Genomic DNA, 18,939 nt, shown 5'->3' with positions numbered 1-18,939 from the left:
TCAGCCGTCACCGAAACGCGCACCCGTCTCAAGACGGGCTCCGCGAGCCCAGTCGGCAGCGGCCATCTGCTTCTTCCCGAAGGCCTTGACGTCGCCGAGCTTCACCGCGGTCGTGCCGGTGCCGACGAGGACGTGGTTCTTGCCGACCTCGAGCACGCCGGGCTCCAGGGCCGTCTCGGTGTGGGTGACCGGGCCGAGCTTGATCCGCTCGCCCTCGTGGGTGGACCAGGCGCCCGGGGCCGGGGTGCAGGCGCGGATGCGGCGGTCGACCGCCACGGCGTGCTCGGTCCAGTCGACGCGGGCGTCCTCGACGAGGATCTTGGGGGCGTAGCTGAGCCCCTCGGGCGGCTGCTCGCGTGCCTCGAGGCTGCCGTCGGCGATCCCGTCGATGGTGGCGACCAGGAGACCCGCGCCGCCCTCGGCGAGCCGCTCCAGCAGGTCGCCGGCCGTGTCGCCGGGCCGGATCCGCTCGGTCATCACCCCGAACGTCGGGCCGGCGTCGAGCTCCTTGACGATGCGGAACGTCGTCGCGCCGCTGACCTCGTCGCCCGCCCAGATCGCGTGCTGCACCGGGGCGGCACCGCGCCAGCCCGGGAGCACCGAGAAGTGCAGGTTGACCCAGCCGTGGACCGGGATGTCGAGGGCGCTCTGGGGCAGCAGCGCGCCGTAGGCCACGACCGGGCAGACGTCGGGCTGCAGGGCCCTCAGGGCCTCCTGGAACTCCGGGTCGCGCGGGTGCTCGGGCTTCAGGACCGGGATGCCGAGCTCCTCGGCACGCTGGCCGACCGGGCTGGCGACGAGCTTGCGGCCGCGGCCGGCGGGCGCGTCGGGTCGCGTGACCACGCCGACCAGTTCGTGGCCGGAGGCGGCGAGGGCGTCGAGGGAGGGGACGGCGACCTCGGGGGTGCCGGCGAAGACGAGTCTCATGTCGGGATCAGAATCCGAATCCGTTGGTGGCGTGCGGGCTGACCTTGACGGTCGGCTTCTCCAGCCCGAACCAGTCGCTCTCGCGGATCGCCTTCATGGCGGCCTTGCGGGCGTCGCCGTCGAGGCGGTCGACGAACAGGATGCCGTCGAGGTGGTCGGTCTCGTGCTGGATGGCCCGCGCGAGCAGCTCGGAGCCCTCGATGGTCACGGGGTCGCCGTACATGGTGAAGCCGCGGGCGACGACGTGCAGTGCGCGCTTGGTGTCGAAGGCCAGGTCGGGGATGGACAGGCAGCCCTCCGGGCCGTCCTGGCACTCGTCGCTGAGGTCGAGGACGGGGTTGATCAGGTGGCCCAGCTCGCCGTCGACGTACCAGGTGAAGGCGCGCAGGCCCACCCCGATCTGGGGCGCGGCGAGGCCGGCGCCGGGGGCGTCGAGCATGGTGTCGGTGAGGTCCTCGACGAGCTTGCGCAGCTCCTTGTCGAAGTCGACGACCTCGGTCGCGGGCTTGCGCAGGACGGGGTCGCCGAAGAGGCGGATCGGCTGGATGGCCACGGGACTCCTTGCGCTGGGCCACAGGTGGGGATGCGGAAGACAGTCTAGGGACGGCCTGTCGGGCGACGGTCAGAGGCTGGTGGGGTCCACCTGGATGCGGACCGGATCGAGCTTGCGCGCCGACCGGAGCCGCTGCAGGTCGCCGAGCGCCCGGGACAGGGCGGCGCCCTGGTTACGTGGCACGCGGACCACCACGCGGCTCTCGGTGCCGCCCTTGGTCTCACGCTCGACCGGCCCGAGCACCTCGGCGTGCTCGGGGGCGGCGAGGAGGGTGAGGGCGTCGTCCACGGCCCCGGGCTCCCCCGCGATCGTCGCCAGCCGACTCGCCGGCGGCAGGTGGGCCTCCAGGCGCTGCTGGGTCTCGCGGGCCGCGAACCCGCTCATGTCCCAGCGGACCAGCGCCTGGAGGGCGGGGTGGCTGGCGTCGCCGACCACGATCACCTGGCCGCCGGGGCGGACGAGACCGGCGGCGTTGGCCCAGCGCCGCAACGCCTCCTCGTCGGAGCGCAGGTCGGTGCCGCCGAGCGTCAGCCAGGCGTCCATGAGCACGACGGCGGCGTAGCCCTCGTGGGCGGTCGGCTCGGCGCCGGGTGTGGCGACCACGATCGCGCTGCGGTCCGTGACGGTGGCCAGGACCCGGTCGCCGCTGGAGGTGCGCACGAGGGTCTTGGGGAACGTCCGGCCGAGCTCCTCGGCCGTGCGGGCGTCGCCGATGACGGGGGCGCGGAGGCCGCGGTGGCCGCACTCCCCGCACGCCCAGGCGTCGGCCACCGTGCCGCACCAGCGGCAGGAGGGTGGGGTGGCGGGGCCGGTGAGCTCCAACGGGCCTGTGCAGGCGGCGCAACGGGCCGGCGTGCGGCAGCGCTCGCAGGCGAGCGAGGCGACGTAGCCGTGACGGGGGGTCTGGACGAGCACCGGCCCCTGCTCGAGGGCCTGGCGGATCGTCTCGTGGGCCTCCCGCGGGACCCGGCTGGCGCGGGCGTGGGCGTCGCGGTCCTGCGCACGGTCGGCCGCGCCGGCGACGTGGACCCGCGCCCGGCGGCGTGCGACGTCGCGGGTGGGCGAGAGCTCGGCCGCCCAGCCGGTGCGGAGGAGGTACTCGGCCTCGACGGTGCGGGCGAAGCCGCCGAGGAGCGCCCCGGCGTCCTCGTTGCCGGCGCGGAGCAGGAGCGTCTCGCGGGTGTGGGGGTAGGGCGCGCGGGGCTCGGCGTGGAGGTCGTCGCCGTCGTCCCAGACCACGACGAGGCCGAGGTCGTGGACGGGCGCGAAGGCGGCGGCGCGGGTGCCGACGACGACCTTGCGGGCGCCGCGGCTGATCGCGAGGAAGTCGCGGTAGCGGGCCGCCGGCCCGGAGTCGGCGGTGAGGGTGACGTGGTGGCCGGGCCCGAGGACCCGGGTGAGGGCGTCGTCGACGCGGGCGACGTCCTTGCCGTCGGGGACGCAGATCAGCGTGCCCCGCCCCGAAGCGGCGGTCGCAGCCGCGGCGTGGGCGATGAGCAGCGGCCAGTCCTCCCCCGGGGCGGCCGCCCAGACGGCCCGGGGGTCCTTGCCCTCGGTGAGCCTGGCCAGGAAGGCGGCGGCGTGGGCGTGGTCGGCCCACGCGGCGTGCGCGGCCGTGGCGTCGTAGGGCGGGGGGCCGTCGGGAGCCGGCGAGGGCTGCTTCTCGGTCGTCGCGTGCCGCGCGGGCACCGCAAGCCGGAGCACGTCGGAGCGGGTGCCGGCGTAGCGCTCCGCGAGCTCGGCGCTCAACCGCTCGATGGCCGGGCTGAGCACGGGCTCGGGGCTGACCACGCGCCTGAGGTGGGACAGCCGGCCCTGGTGGTCGGTCGTCGCCGCGCGCTCGACGACGTAGCCGTCGACGTCCTGGCCGGCGAAGCGGACCTTGACCCGGGCGCCCGGGACCGCAGCCTCGGCCATCGCGGCCGGCACGGAGTAGTCGAAGGGGCGGTCGAGGTGGGCCAGCGGCACGTCGACCAGCACCCGTGCGACCGGGTCGGTGGCCGCCGTCTCCTGCTCGGCGGCCTTGCGGGCCCGCGTGGCCCGCGCCTTGGCCTGGCTCTGCCTGACCGTCGCCCGGACCATCCCCGGCAGCAGCTCGGGCTGGTGCTCGTCGGGGCTGGTCATGCGCGACTTTCTACCAGCGGGGGCCGACGGCGGGGTGACCGCCGCCGGTGACCCGGTGTGGGACTCAGAGTCCGGCGGCGGCCTTCAGCGCTTCGGCACGGTCGGTCCGCTCCCAGGTGAACTCGGGGAGCTCGCGGCCGAAGTGACCGTACGCCGCGGTCTTGGCGTAGATCGGGCGCAGCAGGTCGAGGTCGCGGATGATCGCGGCGGGACGCAGGTCGAAGACCGACAGGACGGCCTCCTGGATCTTCTCGTCCGGGACCGCGCCGGTGCCGAAGGTCTCGATGAAGACGCCGACGGGCTGGGCCTTGCCGATGGCGTAGGCGACCTGCGCCTCGCAGCGGCGGGCCAGACCGGCGGCCACGACGTTCTTGGCGACCCAGCGCATGGCGTAGGCGGCCGAACGGTCGACCTTCGACGGGTCCTTGCCCGAGAAGGCGCCGCCGCCGTGGCGGGCCATGCCGCCGTAGGTGTCGACGATGATCTTGCGGCCGGTCAGGCCGGCGTCGCCCATGGGGCCGCCGACGACGAAGCGGCCGGTCGGGTTGACCAGGAGGCGGTAGCCCTCGGAGGGGATCTCGAAGGTGTCGAGGACCGGGTCGATGACGTGCTTCTTGATGTCGGCCTCGAGGGTGTCGAGCTCGGTCTCCTCAGCGTGCTGCGTGGAGAGGACGACGGTGTCGACCCGGACCGGACGGTTCTCGGCGTCGTACTCGATGGTGACCTGTGTCTTGCCGTCGGGGCGGAGGTACTCCAGCGTCTTGTCCTTGCGGACCTCGGAGAGCTTCTCGGCCAGGCGCTGCGCGATCACGATCGGCAGCGGCATCAGCACCGCGGTGTCGTCGCAGGCGTAGCCGAACATCAGGCCCTGGTCGCCGGCGCCCTGCTTGTCCATCGCGTCCACGGAGCCGGTGCGGCTCTCGTGGCCGGTGTCGACGCCCTGCGCGATGTCGCCGGACTGGCCGCCGATGGCGACCATGACGCCGCACGACGCGCCGTCGAAACCCTTGAGGGAGGAGTCGTAGCCGATCTCGAGGATGCGCTCACGCACGACCTTCTTGATGTCGACGTAGCCGGTGGTGTCGACCTCACCGGCGACGACGACGAGCCCGGTGGTGAGCAGGGTCTCGACGGCGACGCGGCTGTACTCGTCCTGCGCCAGCATGGCGTCGAGGACCGAGTCGCTGATCTGGTCGGCGATCTTGTCCGGGTGACCCTCGGTCACGGACTCCGACGTGAAGAGACGTCCAGGCACTGTGCTTCTCACTCCCGTAGTTGGTGGTGCAGCAACGATATCGGGCGTCCCACAAGGCGGGACGACGTCTCAATCCTGCAGCCTGCGAGCCACTTCGTCCCAAATGACGTGGGCCAGCGCGCCCTTCGACCCGTGGGGTACGTCGACCGTCGCGCCGTCGGCGGCCAGGATGACCGCCTCGTTGTCGGGGCTGCCGAAGACCGCTCCCCCGCTCACGTCGTTGACCACGAGCAGGTCGCAGCCCTTGCGGGCCAGCTTGGCGCGGGCCAGGTCGGCGACCGACCCGGAGGCGTCGCCGGTCTCGGCGGCGAAGCCCACGATGACGCTCCCGGAACGCGCCCGCTGGGTGGAGATCTCGTGGAGGATGTCGGGGTTCTGGGTCAGCTCGATCGCCGGGGAGCTGCCGTCGGCGGCCTTCTTGATCTTGTGGGTGCTGACGTCGACCGGCCGGAAGTCGGCCGGCGCGGCGGCCATCACGACCGCGTCGGCGGCGGCCGCGGCGGCCACGACCTCCTCGCGCAGCTGGGCCGTCGTCTCGACCCGGACCACCTTGACGCCGGCCGGATCGGGCAGCGAGACGTTGGCGGCGACGAGGGTGACCTCGGCGCCACGGGCGGCCGCGGCACGGGCCAGGGCATAGCCCTGCAGGCCCGAGGAGCGGTTGCCGAGGAAGCGGACGGGGTCGAGGTACTCGCGGGTGCCGCCGGCCGACACCACGACCGAGCGGCCGGACAGGTCGTTCAGACCGGCGGCCACACCGGACGACGACCGGGTGAGCACCTCGAGGCAGTAGTCGAAGATCTCGGCGGGCTCCGGGAGCCGGCCCTTGCCGGTGTCCTTGCCGGTCAGCCGGCCCTCGGCGGGCTCGATCACCAGCGCACCCCGGGCGCGCAGCGTGGCGACGTTGGCCTGCGTCGCGGGGTGCTCCCACATCTCGGTGTGCATCGCGGGCGCGAAGACGACCGGGCAGCGTGCGGTCAGCAGCGTGTTGGTGAGCAGGTCGTCGGCCAGCCCGTGGGCGGCCTTGGCCAGCAGGTCGGCGGTCGCCGGGGCGACGACGACCAGGTCGGCCTCCTGGCCGATCCGGACGTGCGGGACCTCGTGGACGGACGTCCACACGTCGGTGGAGACGGGCTTGCCCGACAGGGCCGCCCAGGTCGGGGCGCCCACGAACTCCAGGGCGGCCGCGGTGGGCACGACGGTCACGTCGTGGCCGGACTCGGTGAACCGGCGCAGCAGCTCGCAGGACTTGTACGCCGCGATGCCGCCGGAGACCCCCAGCACGATTCGCTTCTGGACGGCAGAGTGCCGCTCCCCGACAGGGGGAACGGCACTCGCAGGGTCGGTGGTGCTGGTCAACGCTGGACCGGCTCGGTCACTCGCCGGCGCTGAACGACGACTCGAGGGCGGCCTTGGCGGCAGCCTCCTCGGCGGCGAGCTCGGCGGGGTCGATGTCCTCACACGTCAGCAGGTCCTCGTTGATCTCGCGGAGCGCGATCGAGAGGGGCTTCTCCTGCACGTGGGTGTCGACGAGGGGGCCGACGTACTCGAGCAGGCCCTCGCCCAGCTGGGAGTAGTAGGCGTTGATCTGGCGCGCACGCTTGGCGCTGTAGAGGACCAGCTTGTACTTGCTGTCGGTCTTGGTGAGCAGGTCGTCGATCGAGGGGTTGGTGACACCCTCGGCGGCGATGTTGGGCGAAGACACGCGTGAGCCTCACAAGTTGTCGAATGGGGGGTGCACCGATGGGTGCGCATGGTCGTGCACCATCAAGGTTACCAACTCGTCGGCTGCAGCGTGAACTTCGTGGTTGACGATCGTCACGTCGAACTCCTGCTCGGCCGCCAGCTCCTCGCGCGCGGTGTCGAGCCGGCGCTCCCGCTCCTCCTCGGTCTCGGTGCCGCGGCCGACGAGCCGGCGGACGAGCTCCTCCCACGAGGGCGGGGCCAGGAAGACGAACAGGGCGTCCGGCATGGTCTCGCGGACCTGGCGCGCACCCTGGAGGTCGATCTCGAGCATCGAGGGCCGTCCCGCGGCGAGCGCCTCCTCGACGGGGCCGCGCGGCGTGCCGTAACGGGCGGCCTTGTGCACGACCGCCCACTCCAGCAGCTGGCCGTCGGCGACCATGGCGTCGAACTCCTCGTCGGAGATGAACCAGTAGTGGACGCCGTGGACCTCGCCGGGACGCGGCTTGCGGGTCGTGGCGGAGACCGAGATCCAGACGTCGGGGTGGAGCTCACGCACGGCCGCGGCCACGGTCCCCTTGCCGACGGCGGTGGGTCCGGCCAGGACGAGCAGGCGCGAGCGGGGCTCAGCCACGCCCGGCGAACTCGCGCTCGAGCGCGGCGACCTGCTTGGTCCCGAGCCCGCGGACGCGGCGGCTCTCGGCGATGCCGAGCCGCTCCATCATCTGCCGGGCGCGGACCTTGCCGAGGCCGGGCAGCGACTGGAGCAGGTCGACGACGCGCATCTTGCCGATGACCTCGTTGACCTGGCCCTCGTGGAGCACGTCGAGGATCGAGGCCCCGGAGTTCTTGAGCCGGTTCTTGACCTCGGCCCGCTCCCGACGGGAGGCGGCGGCCTTGTCGAGGGCCGCCTGGCGCTGTTCGGGGGTGAGCGGGGGCAGAGCCACGGGCGCTGGTCCTTAGGTCGAGAGAAGTCGTGCGGGCCGGTGAGGGGTCACACTAGTCAGAACCGCGAGGGTCCAGCAATTGCGGGCCTGAACTGGTCTTTTTGCCGCTCCGGGCTAGAGCGTCAGGGGTGTCTGGCACACGTCGCGGGCCTCCTGGTCCAGGGCCTGGAGCGCCGCGAGGGTCTCCCCGCCGCCGAGCTCGCGTGCCGCCGCGTCGATCGCGGCTTTGTCGTCGGCGCTGAGCCCCGCGGGCGGATGAGCCCGGTCGTACGTCGCGGGGTCGACGCCCGCATCGTCGAGGGCCTTCTTCAGCGCCTGGACGCGGCCGACGACCTGCTGCCACTCGTCGGTGATGTCGCTGGGCGCCTTGGACTGGAGGTCCTCGAAGATGCCCAGTGCCTGGATCAGCGAGTCCTGCGACCCGGTGGAGGAGATCTTGGTGAGCTCCTCCTGGTGGTCCTTGACCGCGCTGCAGTAGCTCTCCTGGGTGTCCTGGCAGCCGGCCAGGACCGGCACGAGGGTGAGGGCGGCGAGGAGCGCGGCCGTCCGCGTGAGGCGCCGCATCAGCCGGCCAGCCCGGCGAGCTCGTCGTTGGTGCGCAGGGCCGCGTCGCGGAGCGCACCGGCATCCGGGCCGTGGCGCAGCAGCTCGCGCGAGGAGCTGGGCAGCACGGCCCCGGCCGAGGCGCCGAAGATCCGCTTCAGGTCGGCGACGGTGCCGCCCTGGGCGCCGTACCCGGGGGCGAGCACGGGTCCGTTGAACGCGAGGTCCTCCCCGGTCTCGCCGATGGTGGCCCCGATGACCGCGCCGAAGGAGCCGAGCGGTGACGCGTCGGCGTTGAGCCGGCGGAGGTGGTCAAGGACGGTGCCGGCGACGGTGGCGCCGGACGCGGCGGTGGCGTGCTGGACCTCGGGGCCCTCCTTGTTGGAGGTCAGGGCCAGCACGAACACCCCGGCACCGTGCTTGCGTGCGGTGTCGATCATCGGGTCGAGCGAGCCGAAGCCGAGGTAGGGGCTGGCCGTGATCGCGTCGGAGGCGAGCGGGGAGGCGGGGTCGAGGTAGGCGTCGGCGTAGGCCTGCGAGGTGGAGCCGATGTCCCCCCGCTTGACGTCGAGGAGGATCAGCGCGCCAGCATCGCGGCAGGCGGCGATCAGCCGCTCCAGCACGGCGATCCCGCGGGAGCCGAACCGCTCGTAGAACGCCGACTGCGGCTTCACGACCGACACGTGCGGCGCAAGCCCCTCGGCGGCGGTCATCGCGAACCGCTCGAGACCGGCCACGTCGTCGTCGAGGCCCCACTCGCGGAGCAGGGCCGCGTGCGGGTCGATGCCCGCGCACAGCGGGCCGCGGGCGGCGACCGCCTCGTGGAGTCGGGTTCCGAACGGTGTCATCCGATGACCTCCCGGTCAGTCGTCAGGGCGCGGGCCAGCCGCGCGGCGGTCGTGGGGTCGTGGAGCAGGGCGGTGCCGACCTGCACGGCGGTGGCTCCGGCAGCGAGGAAGGAGCGGGCGTCGGCCTCGTCGGCGATGCCGCCACAACCGACGATCGCCGCGTCGGGCAGGGCGTCGCGGACCTCGGTGACGCAGCGCAGGGCGAGCGGCCGGATCGCAGGTCCGCTGAGGCCGGCGGGGCGGCCGTCGGGCATCGCTGCGGGCAGGGCGTTGCCGACCACGACGGCGGCGGCGCCGGCCTCCAGGACGGTGCGCGCCGACTCGACCACGCGGATCAGGTCGGGGCGGACCTTGGCGAGGAGCGGGAGCCCGCGCGGCAGCTCCCGGTGCACGGCGGCGACGACGTTTGCCGCGTGGAACGGCTCGCGGACGTCGAGCACCCCCGAGGCGACCGCGTCGGGCGAGGACAGGTTGACCTCGACGGCGGCGACGCCGGGCGCGCGGCCGAGGCGGCGGGCCAGCTCGGCGTACTCGCCCAGGGTGGTGCCCGCGATCGAGACGACGACGCGGGCGCCCTGCTGGACGAGCTGCGGCAGCTCGCTGGCCAGGAACGGCTCGAGGCCGGGGTTCTGGAGCCCGACCGCGTGCACGAGCCCCGACGGCGTCTCCAGGATCCGCGGGACCGGTCCGCCCGCGCGGGGGTTGAGGGTGATCGTGCGGGTGACGAAGGCGCCCAGCTCGGCGAGGTCGACGTACGCCGCGAGCTCGCGGCCGGTGCCTCCGCACCCGGAGGCGACCATCACGGGGTTGGCCAGGGTCAGCCCGCCGAGGTCGATGCTCACGTCGGCTCGCCCGCCTCACCGAGCAGCTCGGCCCAGCGCACCCGGTCGCCGCGGAGCACCGGTCCGTCGGCGCAGGCGCGCACGCGGCGGGCCACGCCGTCCTCGCCGACGACGGGCACCGGGCAGCCCTGGCACAGGCCCGTGGCGCACGTCAGCGGCTGCTCGACGGCAGTCTGGCTCCAGGCGCCGTGCGCCTCGGCGGCCTCGGCGACCGCGTGCAGGGTGCGCAGCGGCCCGGCGGCGTAGACGACCTCGGCCTGCGCCCGGCCGAGCACGTCGTCGACGACGTCGGCCACCTCGCCGCGCAGACCGACCGAGCCGTCGCGGGTGACGACGGTGACCGCACGGGCGGAGCGGCGGGCCTCGAGGGCGGACAGCAGGTGTGCCTCGTCGGCCCCGGCCACGAGCAGGTTGACCGCACACCCGCGCTCACGGAGCCGCTCCGCGAGCGGGAACAGCGGCGCGGCGGCGTACCCCTCCCCCACGAGCAGGCAGCTGACCGGCTCCTTGGGCAGGGCGAACGGTCGACCGAGCGGGCCGGTGACCTCCAGCCGGGCGCCCGGGGCCAGCGACCCCAGCCACTGGCTGCCGGGACCGGTCGGCTCGACGACGAGCTGCAGGGTGGCGCCGTAGCCGCCGACGGGCTTGACCTGGTGGATCCAGAACGCGCGTCGGGCCAGCCGGGTCGTGTCCGACCCGGGGGCGCCGATCGAGACGGCCACGAAGTTGCCGGGACGGAACCGCTCGGGCACGCCGGGCGCCACCACGGTCAGGTGGCGGTAGGCGCCGACCTTCTTGGTCGCGAGCAGCTCACCCGTGACGTGCAGCGGGGTGCGCGTCGCGGTGGTGGGCTCGGCGACCGGGCTCACGGCGTACGGACCCCGCGGAGGATGCGCGTGGGCCACAGGGGGCCCTCGTAGATGAAGGCGGTGTAGCCCTGCAGCAGGGTCGCACCCGCGTCGAGCCGGGCCCGGGCGTCGTCGACGGTGGTGATGCCGCCGACCGAGACGAGGGTGAGGTCCGGGCCGACCTGCTTGCGCAGCAGGGTGAGTACGTCGAGGGCCCGCTCGGTCAGCGGGGCGCCGGACAGGCCGCCGGCACCGATCGCCTCGACCCTGGCCGCATCGGTGCGGAGCCCCTCGCGGGAGATCGTGGTGTTCGTGGCAATGATCCCGTCGAGCCCGATGGCCCCGGCCATGTCGGCGACTGCGACCACGTCGTCGTCGGACAGGTCCGGGGCGATCTTGACCAGCAGCGGCACCCGGGCGGAGGTGACCGCGTCGGCGGTGCGGCGTACGTGCTCGAGGAGGGGCTGGAGGCGCTCCACCGCCTGGAGGTTGCGCAGTCCCGGCGTGTTGGGCGAGCTGACGTTGACGACGAGGTAGTCGGCGTGCGGCGCGAGCAGCCGCGCGCTCTTCTCGTAGTCGGCGAGCACCGCCGGGACGTCGTCCTCGGGCACGACCTTGGTCTTGCCGATGTTGACGCCCAGCACCGGGCCGCCCTGCTCGCGGCTGCGACGTCCGCGGGCGGCCAGGCGGTCGGCCACGACCTCGGCGCCGTCGTTGTTGAAGCCCATTCGGTTGATGACCGCCCGGTCCTCGGGCAGCCGGAACAGCCGCGGCTTGGGGTTGCCGGGCTGGCCCTCCCCCGTGACCGTGCCGATCTCGACGTGGCCGAAGCCGAGCGCGGCCAGCCCGTCGATGCCGACGGCGTTCTTGTCGAAGCCGGCCGCCATGCCCAGGACGTTGGGGAAGGTCAGCCCCATCGCCTCGACCGGGGTGCCGTGGCGCGGCAGCCGGGCCAGGACCGGACCGGCCGCACGGATGGCCCCGAAGCCGGCGTGGTGCGCCCGCTCGGGGTCGGTGCGGGTCAGCAGGTGGTCGAACAGCAGGCGGTAGGCCGTCACGAGCCCCCCACGCCGTCCGCGTTGCGCAGCGCCCAGTCCTGCAGGCTGCGGACGCCGATGTCCCCGCGCTCCAGCGCCTCGATGCCCTGCACGGCCGCGCCGAGACCCTGCACGGTGGTGATGCACGGGATGTTGGCCATGATCGCGGCGGTGCGGATCTCGTAGCCGTCCACGCGCGCCGAGCCACCGCTGGTGGAGCCGTGCGGGGTGTTGATGACGAGGTCGATGTCGCCGGCCAGGATCATCCCGACCGTGGTCGGCTCACCGCCCGGCCCCTCGCCCTCGAAGTGCTTGCGGACGACGGTCGCCTTCACGCCGTTGCGGCGCAGCACCTCGGCGGTGCCCTGGGTCGCGATGATCTCGAAGCCGTGGTCGGAGAGCACCTTGATCGGGAAGATCATGTGCCGCTTGTCGCGGTTGGCCATCGAGACGAAGACCTTGCCGCTGGTGGGCAGCGAGCCGAACGCCGCGGTCTGGGCCTTCGCGAAGGCCGTGCCGAAGTCGGCGTCGAGGCCCATCACCTCCCCGGTCGACTTCATCTCCGGGCCGAGGACCGTGTCGACCTGCTTGCCGTCGGGGGTGCGGAACCGGTTGAACGGCATCACCGCCTCCTTGACCGCGATCGGCTGGTGGGGCGGCAACGAGCCACCGTCACCCGTCGCCGGCAGCACGCCGGCCTGGCGCAGCGAGGCGATCGACTCGCCGAGCATCACCCGGGCCGCGGCCTTGGCCAGCGGCGTCGCCGTCGCCTTGGACACGAACGGCACCGTGCGGCTGGCGCGCGGGTTGGCCTCGAGGACGTAGAGGACGTCCGAGCCGAGGGCGTACTGGATGTTGAGCAGGCCGCGCACGCCCACGCCCCGGGCGATGGCCTCGGTGGCCTCGCGGATCCGGCGGATCTCGGCGTCGCCGAGGGTGATCGGCGGCAGCGCACACGAGGAGTCGCCGGAGTGGATGCCGGCCTCCTCGATGTGCTCCATGACGCCGCCGAGGAAGAGCTCCTCGCCGTCGAAGATCGCGTCGACGTCGATCTCGACCGCGTCGTCGATGAACCGGTCGACCAGCACCGGGTGCTCGGGACTGATCTCGGTGGCTCGCTCGATGTAGCCCTCGAGCGCGACGTCGTCGTAGACGATCTCCATGCCGCGGCCGCCCAGGACGTACGACGGGCGCACCAGCACGGGGTAGGCGATCTCGTCGGCGATCCGCTTGGCGTCGGCGAACGACGTCGCCATGCCGTGCTTGGGCGCGGGCAGCCCGGCCTCGGCGAGCACGCGGCCGAAGGCGCCGCGCTCCTCGGCGAGGTGGATCGCGTCGGGCGAGGTGCCAACGATGCGGACGCCGTTGGCCTCCAGCCCCTTCGCGAGACCCAGCGGGGTCTGGCCGCCGAGCTGGCAGATGACGCCGGCGATCGGCCCGGCCTGCGACTCCGCGTGCACGATCTCGAGGACGTCCTCGAGGGTCAGCGGCTCGAAGTAGAGGCGGTCGGAGGTGTCGTAGTCGGTCGAGACGGTCTCGGGGTTGCAGTTGACCATGATCGTCTCGTAGCCGGCCTCGGACAGCGCCAGGGAGGCGTGGACGCAGGAGTAGTCGAACTCGATGCCCTGCCCGATCCGGTTGGGCCCGGAGCCGAGGATGATCACGGCTTCCTTCTCCCGCGGCGCGACCTCGGTCTCCTCGTCGTAGGAGGAGTAGTGGTACGGCGTGGTCGCGGCGAACTCCGCCGCGCACGTGTCGACGGTCTTGTAGACCGGCCGGATGCCCAGCGCCTGCCGGACGCCGCGGACGACGTCCTCGCGCATGCCACGGATCTGGCCGAGCTGGGCGTCGGAGAAGCCGTGCCGCTTGGCCAGGCGCAGCGTCGCCTCGTCGAGCCGCGTGGCGGAGGCGACCTGCTCGGCGACCTCGTGGATGAGAAAGAGCTGGTCGACGAACCAGGGGTCGATCCTGGTGGCGTCGAAGACCTGCTCGGGGGTGGCACCGACGCGGATCGCGTCCATGACCTCCTTGAGCCGGCCGTCGTGGGGCGTGGCGACGCGGACCAGGAGCTCCTCGAGGCGGGCCGCCCGGTCCAGGTCGTCGGGGAGCGGGGTGAAGTCGAAGACGGCATTCTTGCTCTCCAGCGAGCGCAGCGACTTCTGGAGCGCCTCAGTGAAGTTGCGGCCGATCGACATCGCCTCGCCGACCGACTTCATGTGCGTGGTCAGCGTCGGGTCGGCGCCCGGGAACTTCTCGAACGCGAACCGCGGCACCTTCACCACGACGTAGTCCAGCGACGGCTCGAAGCTGGCCGGGGTCTCGCGGGTGATGTCGTTGGGGATCTCGTCGAGGGTGTAGCCGATGGCGACCTTGGCCGCGATCTTGGCGATCGGGAAGCCGGTGGCCTTGGAGGCCAGGGCGCTGGACCGGGAGACCCGCGGGTTCATCTCGATCACGATCAGCCGGCCGTCGGCCGGGTTGACGGCGTACTGGATGTTGCAGCCGCCGGTGTCGACGCCGACCGAGCGGATGATGCCGATGGCGAGGTCACGCATCGCTTGGTACTCGCGGTCGGTCAGCGTCATCGCCGGCGCGACCGTGATCGAGTCGCCGGTGTGCACGCCCATCGGGTCGAGGTTCTCGATCGAGCAGATGATCACCACGTTGTCGGCGGTGTCGCGCATGACCTCGAGCTCGTACTCCTTCCAGCCGAGGATCGACTCCTCGAGGAGCACCTCGGTGGTGGGGCTGGCGGCGAGGCCCGCGCCGGCGATGCGGCGCAGGTCCTGCTCGTCGTAGGCCATGCCGGAGCCGGTGCCGCCCATGGTGAACGACGGGCGCACCACCATCGGGTAGCCGAGCTCGGCGGCGGCGGCCAGGCAGTCGTCCATCGTGTGGCAGATGACCGACTTGGAGCACTCGCCGCCGAGGTCCTCGACGATCTTCTTGAAGACCTGGCGGTTCTCACCGCGGTCGATCGCCTCGATGGAGGCACCGATCAGCTCGACGTCGTACTTCTCCAGGACGCCGGCCGCGTCGAGGGCCATCGCGGCGTTCAGCGCCGTCTGGCCGCCCAGGGTCGCCAGCAGCGCGTCGGGGCGCTCCTTGGCGATCACCTTCTCGACGTACTCCGGCGTGATCGGCTCGACGTAGGTCGCGTCGGCGAACTCCGGGTCGGTCATGATCGTCGCCGGGTTGGAGTTGACCAGGATCACCCGGATGCCCTCGTCCTTCAGGACGCGGCAGGCCTGGGTCCCGGAGTAGTCGAACTCGCAGGCCTGGCCGATGATGATCGGCCCGGAGCCGATCACCATGACCGACTTGATGTCCTCGCGCTTGGGCATCAGGAAGTCCTCTCCATGAGCTCGACGAACCGGTCGAAGAGGTACGCCGCGTCGTGCGGGCCGGCGGCGGCCTCGGGGTGGTACTGGACCGAGAACGCCCTCAGGTCGCCCTCGGGGGTGCGCAGCTCGAGGCCCTCGACGACGTCGTCGTTGAGGCAGACGTGGCTGACCGTCGCGACGCCGTAGGGCGTCTGCGTCGGGCCGTCGAGCGGCGCGTCCACGGCGAAGCCGTGGTTGTGCGCGGTGACCTCGACCTTGTTGGTCGTGCGGTCCATCACCGGCTGGTTGATGCCGCGGTGGCCGTACTTCAGCTTGTAGGTGCCGAAGCCGAGCGCGCGGCCGAAGAGCTGGTTGCCGAAGCAGATCCCGAAGTAGGGCAGCCCCTGGGCGAGCGCGCCCTGGAGCAGCTCGACCTGGCCGACGGTGGCCGCCGGGTCACCGGGCCCGTTGGAGAAGAACAGCCCGTCGGGCTGGACAGCGAGCACGTCCTCCAGGGTGGACGCGGCCGGCAGGACGTGGACCTCGATCCCGCGCTCGGCCATCCGGTAGGGGGTCATCGACTTGATGCCGAGGTCGAGGGCCGCGACGGTGAAGCGCTTCTCCCCCACCGCCGGGACGACGTACGCCGCGTCCGTGGACACCTCGCCGGCGAGCTCGGCGCCCGCCATCTCGGCCGAGGCCAGCACGCGCTCGAGCAGCGCGGCCGGGTCGGACTCCGTGGTGGAGATCCCGACCCGCATCGCACCGCGCTCGCGCAGGTGGCGGGTCAGCGCCCGGGTGTCGACGCCGGAGATCCCGACGACGCCCTGCTCGCGCAGCTCGTCGTCGAGGGTGCGCCGGGAGCGCCAGTTGGAGGGCACGCGGGCGGGGTCGCGGACGACGTAGCCCGAGACCCAGATCCGGCGCGACTCGGGGTCCTCGTCGTTGATGCCGGTGTTGCCGATGTGCGGCGCCGTCATCACGACCACCTGGCGGTGGTAGGACGGGTCGGTGAGCGTCTCCTGGTAGCCGGTCATGCCGGTGTTGAAGACCGCCTCGCCGAAGGTCTCGCCCTCGGCGCCGTAGGCCTGGCCCCGGAAGGCGCGGCCGTCCTCGAGGACGAGCAGGGCCGACGTCACCCCGGCGCTCACTGGAGCTTCCCGTCGAGCACCGTGGCGGTGCCGCGCAGGAACGTCGCGACGACCCGGCCGGGCAGCTCCATCCCGGCGTACGGCGTGTTGCGCGAGAGCGACGCGGACTCGCTCGCCTCGATGGTGCGGCGGACCGAGGGGTCGTAGAGCACGACGTTGGCCGGCTCCCCCACCTCGATCGGGCGACCGTGGTCGGTCACGCGACCGATCCGGGCCGGGGCGTGCGACATCCGCTCGGCGACGCCGGCCCAGTCGAGCAGGCCCGGGTCGACCATCGTCTGCTGGACGATCGAGAGCGCGGTCTCGAGGCCGAGCATGCCGAAGGCGGCGGCCGCCCACTCGCAGTCCTTGTCCTCGTGGGGGTGCGGGGCGTGGTCGGTGGCGACGATGTCGATCGTGCCGTCGGCCAGGCCGGCGCGCAGCGCCTCCACATCGGCCTGCGAGCGCAGCGGCGGGTTGACCTTGTAGATCGGGTCGTACGTCGCGGCCAGGTCGTCGGTCAGCAGCAGGTGGTGGGGGCACGCCTCGGCGGTGACGTTCCAGCCCTTGCGCTTGGCGTCACGGACGATCTCGACCGACCCGGCGGTGGACACGTGGCAGACGTGCAACCGCGAGTCGACGTGGGCAGCGAGCAGGCAGTCGCGGGCGATGATCGCCTCCTCGGCGACGGCCGGCCAGCCGGCGAGCCCGAGGCGGCCGGAGAGCTCGCCCTCGTTCATCTGGGCGCCCTCGGTCAGGCGCGGCTCCTGGGCGTGCTGGGCGATGACGCCGTCGAACGCCTTGACGTACTCCAGCGCGCGGCGCATCAGCACCGCGTCACTGACGCACTTGCCGTCGTCGGAGAAGACCCGGACGCGGGCGGCCGAGTCGGCCATCGCGCCGAGCTCGGCGAGCTGCTCGCCCTTCAGCCCGACGGTGACGGCACCGATGGGATAGACGTCGCAGTGGCCGGCCTCGCGGCCCAGCCGCCAGACCTGCTCGACGACGCCGGCGGTGTCGGCGACCGGCTCGGTGTTGGCCATCGCGTGGACGGCGGTGAAGCCGCCCATCGCAGCGGCGCGGGTGCCGGTCTCGACCGTCTCGGCGTCCTCACGGCCCGGCTCACGCAGGTGGGTGTGGAGGTCGACGAGGCCGGGCAGCGCGACCAGGCCGGTGGCGTCGATGGTCTCGACGGGCTCGACCGACGAGAGCGACGCCGCGGTGATCGTCCCGATCTCCTTGACCACGCCGTCGGCGAGGAGCAGGTCGGTCGGCTCGCCGCCGAGGACGGCGACGTTCTGGATGAGGTAGCTGGTCACTCGGTCTCTCCGATCGAAGGCTCGGAACCACCGAGCAGCAGGTACAGGACGGCCATCCGGACGGCGACACCGTTGGTCACCTGCTCGACGATGACCGAGCGGTCGGAATCGGCCACGTCGGCGGTGATCTCCATGCCGCGGACCATCGGGCCGGGGTGCATCACGATCGTGTGGTCCTGGAGCATCGCCATCCGCCTGCCGTCGAGGCCGTAGCGGCGGGAGTACTCCCGGGCCGTGGGGAAGAAGCCACCGTGCATCCGCTCGCGCTGGACGCGCAGCATCATCACGGCGTCGGCCTTGGGCAGCACGCTGTCGAGGTCGTACGACGTCTCGACCGGCCAGCCCTCGATCCCCACCGGGAAGAGGGTCGGCGGGGCCACCAGGGTGACCTCCGCGCCCAGCGTGCGGAGCAGCAGCGCGTTGGAGCGGGCGACCCGGCTGTGCAGGACGTCGCCGACGATCGCGACCTTGCGGCCCTCGAGGCCGCCGGGCTTCGACTCGCCGATGTGGCGCCACATGGTGAAGGCGTCGAGCAGGGCCTGCGTGGGGTGCTCGTGGGTGCCGTCGCCGGCGTTGACCACGCTGGAGCGCACCCAGCCCGAGTGGGCCAGCCGGTGCGGGGCACCGCTGGCGCCGTGCCGGACCACGACCGCGTCGGCGCCCATGGCCTCGAGCGTGAGCGCCGTGTCCTTGAGGCTCTCTCCCTTGGACAGGCTGGAGCCCTTGGCCGAGAAGTTGATGACGTCGGCCGAGAGCCGCTTGGCCGCGGCCTCGAAGGAGATGCGCGTGCGGGTGGAGTCCTCGAAGAAGAGGTTGACCACCGTGCGGCCGCGCAGGGCCGGCAGCTTCTTGATCGGCCGGTCGGCCAGCGAGCGGAGCTCCTCGGCGGTGCGCAGCACCAGCTCGGCGTCGTCGCGGGTCAGGTCGGCCGCACTGAGCAGGTGTCGCTTCACGCGTCGGCTCCGTCCGTCGTCACGCTGCCGTGGATGGTCACCGCGTCGACGTCGTCGATGCCCTCGAGCCGGACCTTGACCCGCTCGACCAGCGAGGTCGGGAGGTTCTTGCCGACGAAGTCGGCGCGGATCGGCAGCTCGCGGTGCCCGCGGTCGACCAGCACGGCCAGCCGGACCGCCTTGGGCCGTCCGAGGTCGTTGAGCGCGTCGAGCGCGGCGCGGATGGTGCGGCCGGAGAACAGCACGTCGTCGACGAGGACGACGGTCTTGCCGTCGATGCCGCCGGCGGGGATCTGCGTCGGCAGCAGCGCGCGGGCCGGCTTCATGCGGAGGTCGTCGCGGTACATCGTCACGTCGAGCGAGCCGACGGGCACGTCGTACCCCTCGACGGAGGCGATCCGCTCGGCGATCCGCTGGGCCAGCGGGACGCCCCGGCTCGGGATGCCGAGGAGGACGAGGTCGCCGGCGCCCTTGTTGCGCTCGAGGATCTCGTGGGAGATGCGGGTGAGGGCCCGGGTGATGTCACGGGCGTCGAGGACGGTGCGGCCATCGGTCGCGGCGTCGGGTGAAGCCTCGGGTGTTGCCTGGGGCGCAGTCACAGAACTGC

Annotated in this window: 18 protein-coding genes; all 18 read right to left on the bottom strand. The window is 72.8% G+C overall.

The genetic code is table 11. The annotated features are described in order from the left end of the window. The 18 genes from fmt to pyrR all read right to left on the bottom strand — a co-directional run bounded on the left by fmt (window position 1) and on the right by pyrR (window position 18,931). Window positions 1-927 carry a methionyl-tRNA formyltransferase gene (gene fmt / locus EJF31_RS04260; RefSeq protein ID WP_125035814.1) on the bottom strand — a complete coding sequence of 309 codons (927 nt, stop codon included), beginning with the start codon at window positions 925-927 and terminating at the stop codon, window positions 1-3. A 7-nt stretch (window positions 928-934) separates the two neighbouring features. Next, the gene (gene def, locus EJF31_RS04255; protein WP_125035813.1) at window positions 935-1,480 is read right to left on the bottom strand and encodes a peptide deformylase; all 546 of its coding nucleotides are present in this window, start codon (window positions 1,478-1,480) and stop codon (window positions 935-937) included. 69 nt (window positions 1,481-1,549) lie between these two features. Continuing rightward, window positions 1,550-3,604 (bottom strand): primosomal protein N', encoded by a 2,055-nt coding sequence (locus EJF31_RS04250; protein ID WP_125035812.1) that lies wholly within the window; start codon window positions 3,602-3,604, stop codon window positions 1,550-1,552. Between the two features lie 64 nt (window positions 3,605-3,668). Then, on the bottom strand, window positions 3,669-4,859 hold the full coding sequence (gene metK, locus EJF31_RS04245) for a methionine adenosyltransferase (RefSeq protein WP_125035811.1): 1,191 nt from the start codon (window positions 4,857-4,859) through the stop codon (window positions 3,669-3,671). Between the two features lie 69 nt (window positions 4,860-4,928). Next, window positions 4,929-6,146, bottom strand: a complete 1,218-nt coding sequence (gene coaBC, locus EJF31_RS04240; protein WP_260430621.1) for a bifunctional phosphopantothenoylcysteine decarboxylase/phosphopantothenate--cysteine ligase CoaBC — start codon at window positions 6,144-6,146, stop codon at window positions 4,929-4,931. A gap of 88 nt (window positions 6,147-6,234) precedes the next feature. After that, complete coding sequence (gene rpoZ, locus EJF31_RS04235) at window positions 6,235-6,564, bottom strand: DNA-directed RNA polymerase subunit omega (protein ID WP_125035809.1); 330 nt, start codon at window positions 6,562-6,564, stop codon at window positions 6,235-6,237. Window positions 6,565-6,573: 9 nt separating this feature from the next. Continuing rightward, window positions 6,574-7,176, bottom strand: coding sequence for a guanylate kinase (gene gmk, locus EJF31_RS04230; protein ID WP_125035808.1), 603 nt, complete (start codon window positions 7,174-7,176; stop codon window positions 6,574-6,576). Continuing rightward, a complete protein-coding gene (mihF, locus tag EJF31_RS04225) occupies window positions 7,169-7,489 on the bottom strand; it encodes an integration host factor, actinobacterial type (protein WP_125035807.1) in 321 nt (106 codons plus the stop codon). Before mihF ends, gmk begins: the two co-directional genes overlap by 8 nt. A gap of 114 nt (window positions 7,490-7,603) precedes the next feature. Next, window positions 7,604-8,053, bottom strand: coding sequence for a hypothetical protein (locus EJF31_RS04220; protein WP_125035806.1), 450 nt, complete (start codon window positions 8,051-8,053; stop codon window positions 7,604-7,606). After that, window positions 8,053-8,880, bottom strand: coding sequence for an orotidine-5'-phosphate decarboxylase (gene pyrF, locus EJF31_RS04215; RefSeq protein ID WP_125035805.1), 828 nt, complete (start codon window positions 8,878-8,880; stop codon window positions 8,053-8,055). Before pyrF ends, EJF31_RS04220 begins: the two co-directional genes overlap by 1 nt. Next, window positions 8,877-9,722, bottom strand: a complete 846-nt coding sequence (locus EJF31_RS04210; RefSeq protein WP_125035804.1) for a tRNA-dihydrouridine synthase — start codon at window positions 9,720-9,722, stop codon at window positions 8,877-8,879. Before EJF31_RS04210 ends, pyrF begins: the two co-directional genes overlap by 4 nt. Next, entirely contained in the window at window positions 9,719-10,591 is an 873-nt protein-coding gene (locus EJF31_RS04205; protein WP_185736131.1) for a dihydroorotate dehydrogenase electron transfer subunit, read from the bottom strand. The genes EJF31_RS04210 and EJF31_RS04205 overlap by 4 nt, the downstream gene beginning before the upstream one ends. Beyond that, a complete protein-coding gene (locus EJF31_RS04200) occupies window positions 10,588-11,613 on the bottom strand; it encodes a quinone-dependent dihydroorotate dehydrogenase (RefSeq protein ID WP_373994687.1) in 1,026 nt (341 codons plus the stop codon). The genes EJF31_RS04205 and EJF31_RS04200 overlap by 4 nt, the downstream gene beginning before the upstream one ends. A gap of 11 nt (window positions 11,614-11,624) precedes the next feature. Beyond that, entirely contained in the window at window positions 11,625-14,951 is a 3,327-nt protein-coding gene (carB, locus tag EJF31_RS04195; protein WP_125035801.1) for a carbamoyl-phosphate synthase large subunit, read from the bottom strand. Next, window positions 14,951-16,081, bottom strand: a complete 1,131-nt coding sequence (carA, locus tag EJF31_RS04190) for a glutamine-hydrolyzing carbamoyl-phosphate synthase small subunit (protein ID WP_125035800.1) — start codon at window positions 16,079-16,081, stop codon at window positions 14,951-14,953. The genes carB and carA overlap by 1 nt, the downstream gene beginning before the upstream one ends. Beyond that, the gene (locus EJF31_RS04185; RefSeq protein ID WP_125035799.1) at window positions 16,078-17,379 is read right to left on the bottom strand and encodes a dihydroorotase; all 1,302 of its coding nucleotides are present in this window, start codon (window positions 17,377-17,379) and stop codon (window positions 16,078-16,080) included. Before EJF31_RS04185 ends, carA begins: the two co-directional genes overlap by 4 nt. Beyond that, window positions 17,376-18,332 carry an aspartate carbamoyltransferase catalytic subunit gene (locus EJF31_RS04180; protein WP_125035798.1) on the bottom strand — a complete coding sequence of 319 codons (957 nt, stop codon included), beginning with the start codon at window positions 18,330-18,332 and terminating at the stop codon, window positions 17,376-17,378. The genes EJF31_RS04185 and EJF31_RS04180 overlap by 4 nt, the downstream gene beginning before the upstream one ends. Next, the gene (gene pyrR / locus EJF31_RS04175; protein WP_125035797.1) at window positions 18,329-18,931 is read right to left on the bottom strand and encodes a bifunctional pyr operon transcriptional regulator/uracil phosphoribosyltransferase PyrR; all 603 of its coding nucleotides are present in this window, start codon (window positions 18,929-18,931) and stop codon (window positions 18,329-18,331) included. The genes EJF31_RS04180 and pyrR overlap by 4 nt, the downstream gene beginning before the upstream one ends. Window positions 18,932-18,939: the final 8 nt, after the last annotated feature.

Origin of the sequence: Nocardioides sp. LS1, from assembly GCF_003865225.1 — a bacterium.
GTDB classification, from domain to species: domain Bacteria; phylum Actinomycetota; class Actinomycetes; order Propionibacteriales; family Nocardioidaceae; genus Nocardioides; species Nocardioides ginsengisegetis.
The sequence above is the reverse complement of the archived record's forward strand: the minus strand, read 5'-3'. Positions and strand labels throughout refer to the sequence as shown.

Excerpts from the sequence above, each read along its gene's own strand:
- fmt (WP_125035814.1), bottom strand. The coding sequence starts at position 927 with ATGAGACTCGTCTTCGCCGGCACCCCCGAGGTCGCCGTCCCCTCCCTC.
- EJF31_RS04250 (WP_125035812.1), bottom strand. The coding sequence starts at position 3,604 with ATGACCAGCCCCGACGAGCACCAGCCCGAGCTGCTGCCGGGGATGGTC.
- EJF31_RS04220 (WP_125035806.1), bottom strand. The coding sequence starts at position 8,053 with ATGCGGCGCCTCACGCGGACGGCCGCGCTCCTCGCCGCCCTCACCCTC.
- pyrF (WP_125035805.1), bottom strand. The coding sequence starts at position 8,880 with ATGACACCGTTCGGAACCCGACTCCACGAGGCGGTCGCCGCCCGCGGC.
- carB (WP_125035801.1), bottom strand. The coding sequence starts at position 14,951 with ATGCCCAAGCGCGAGGACATCAAGTCGGTCATGGTGATCGGCTCCGGG.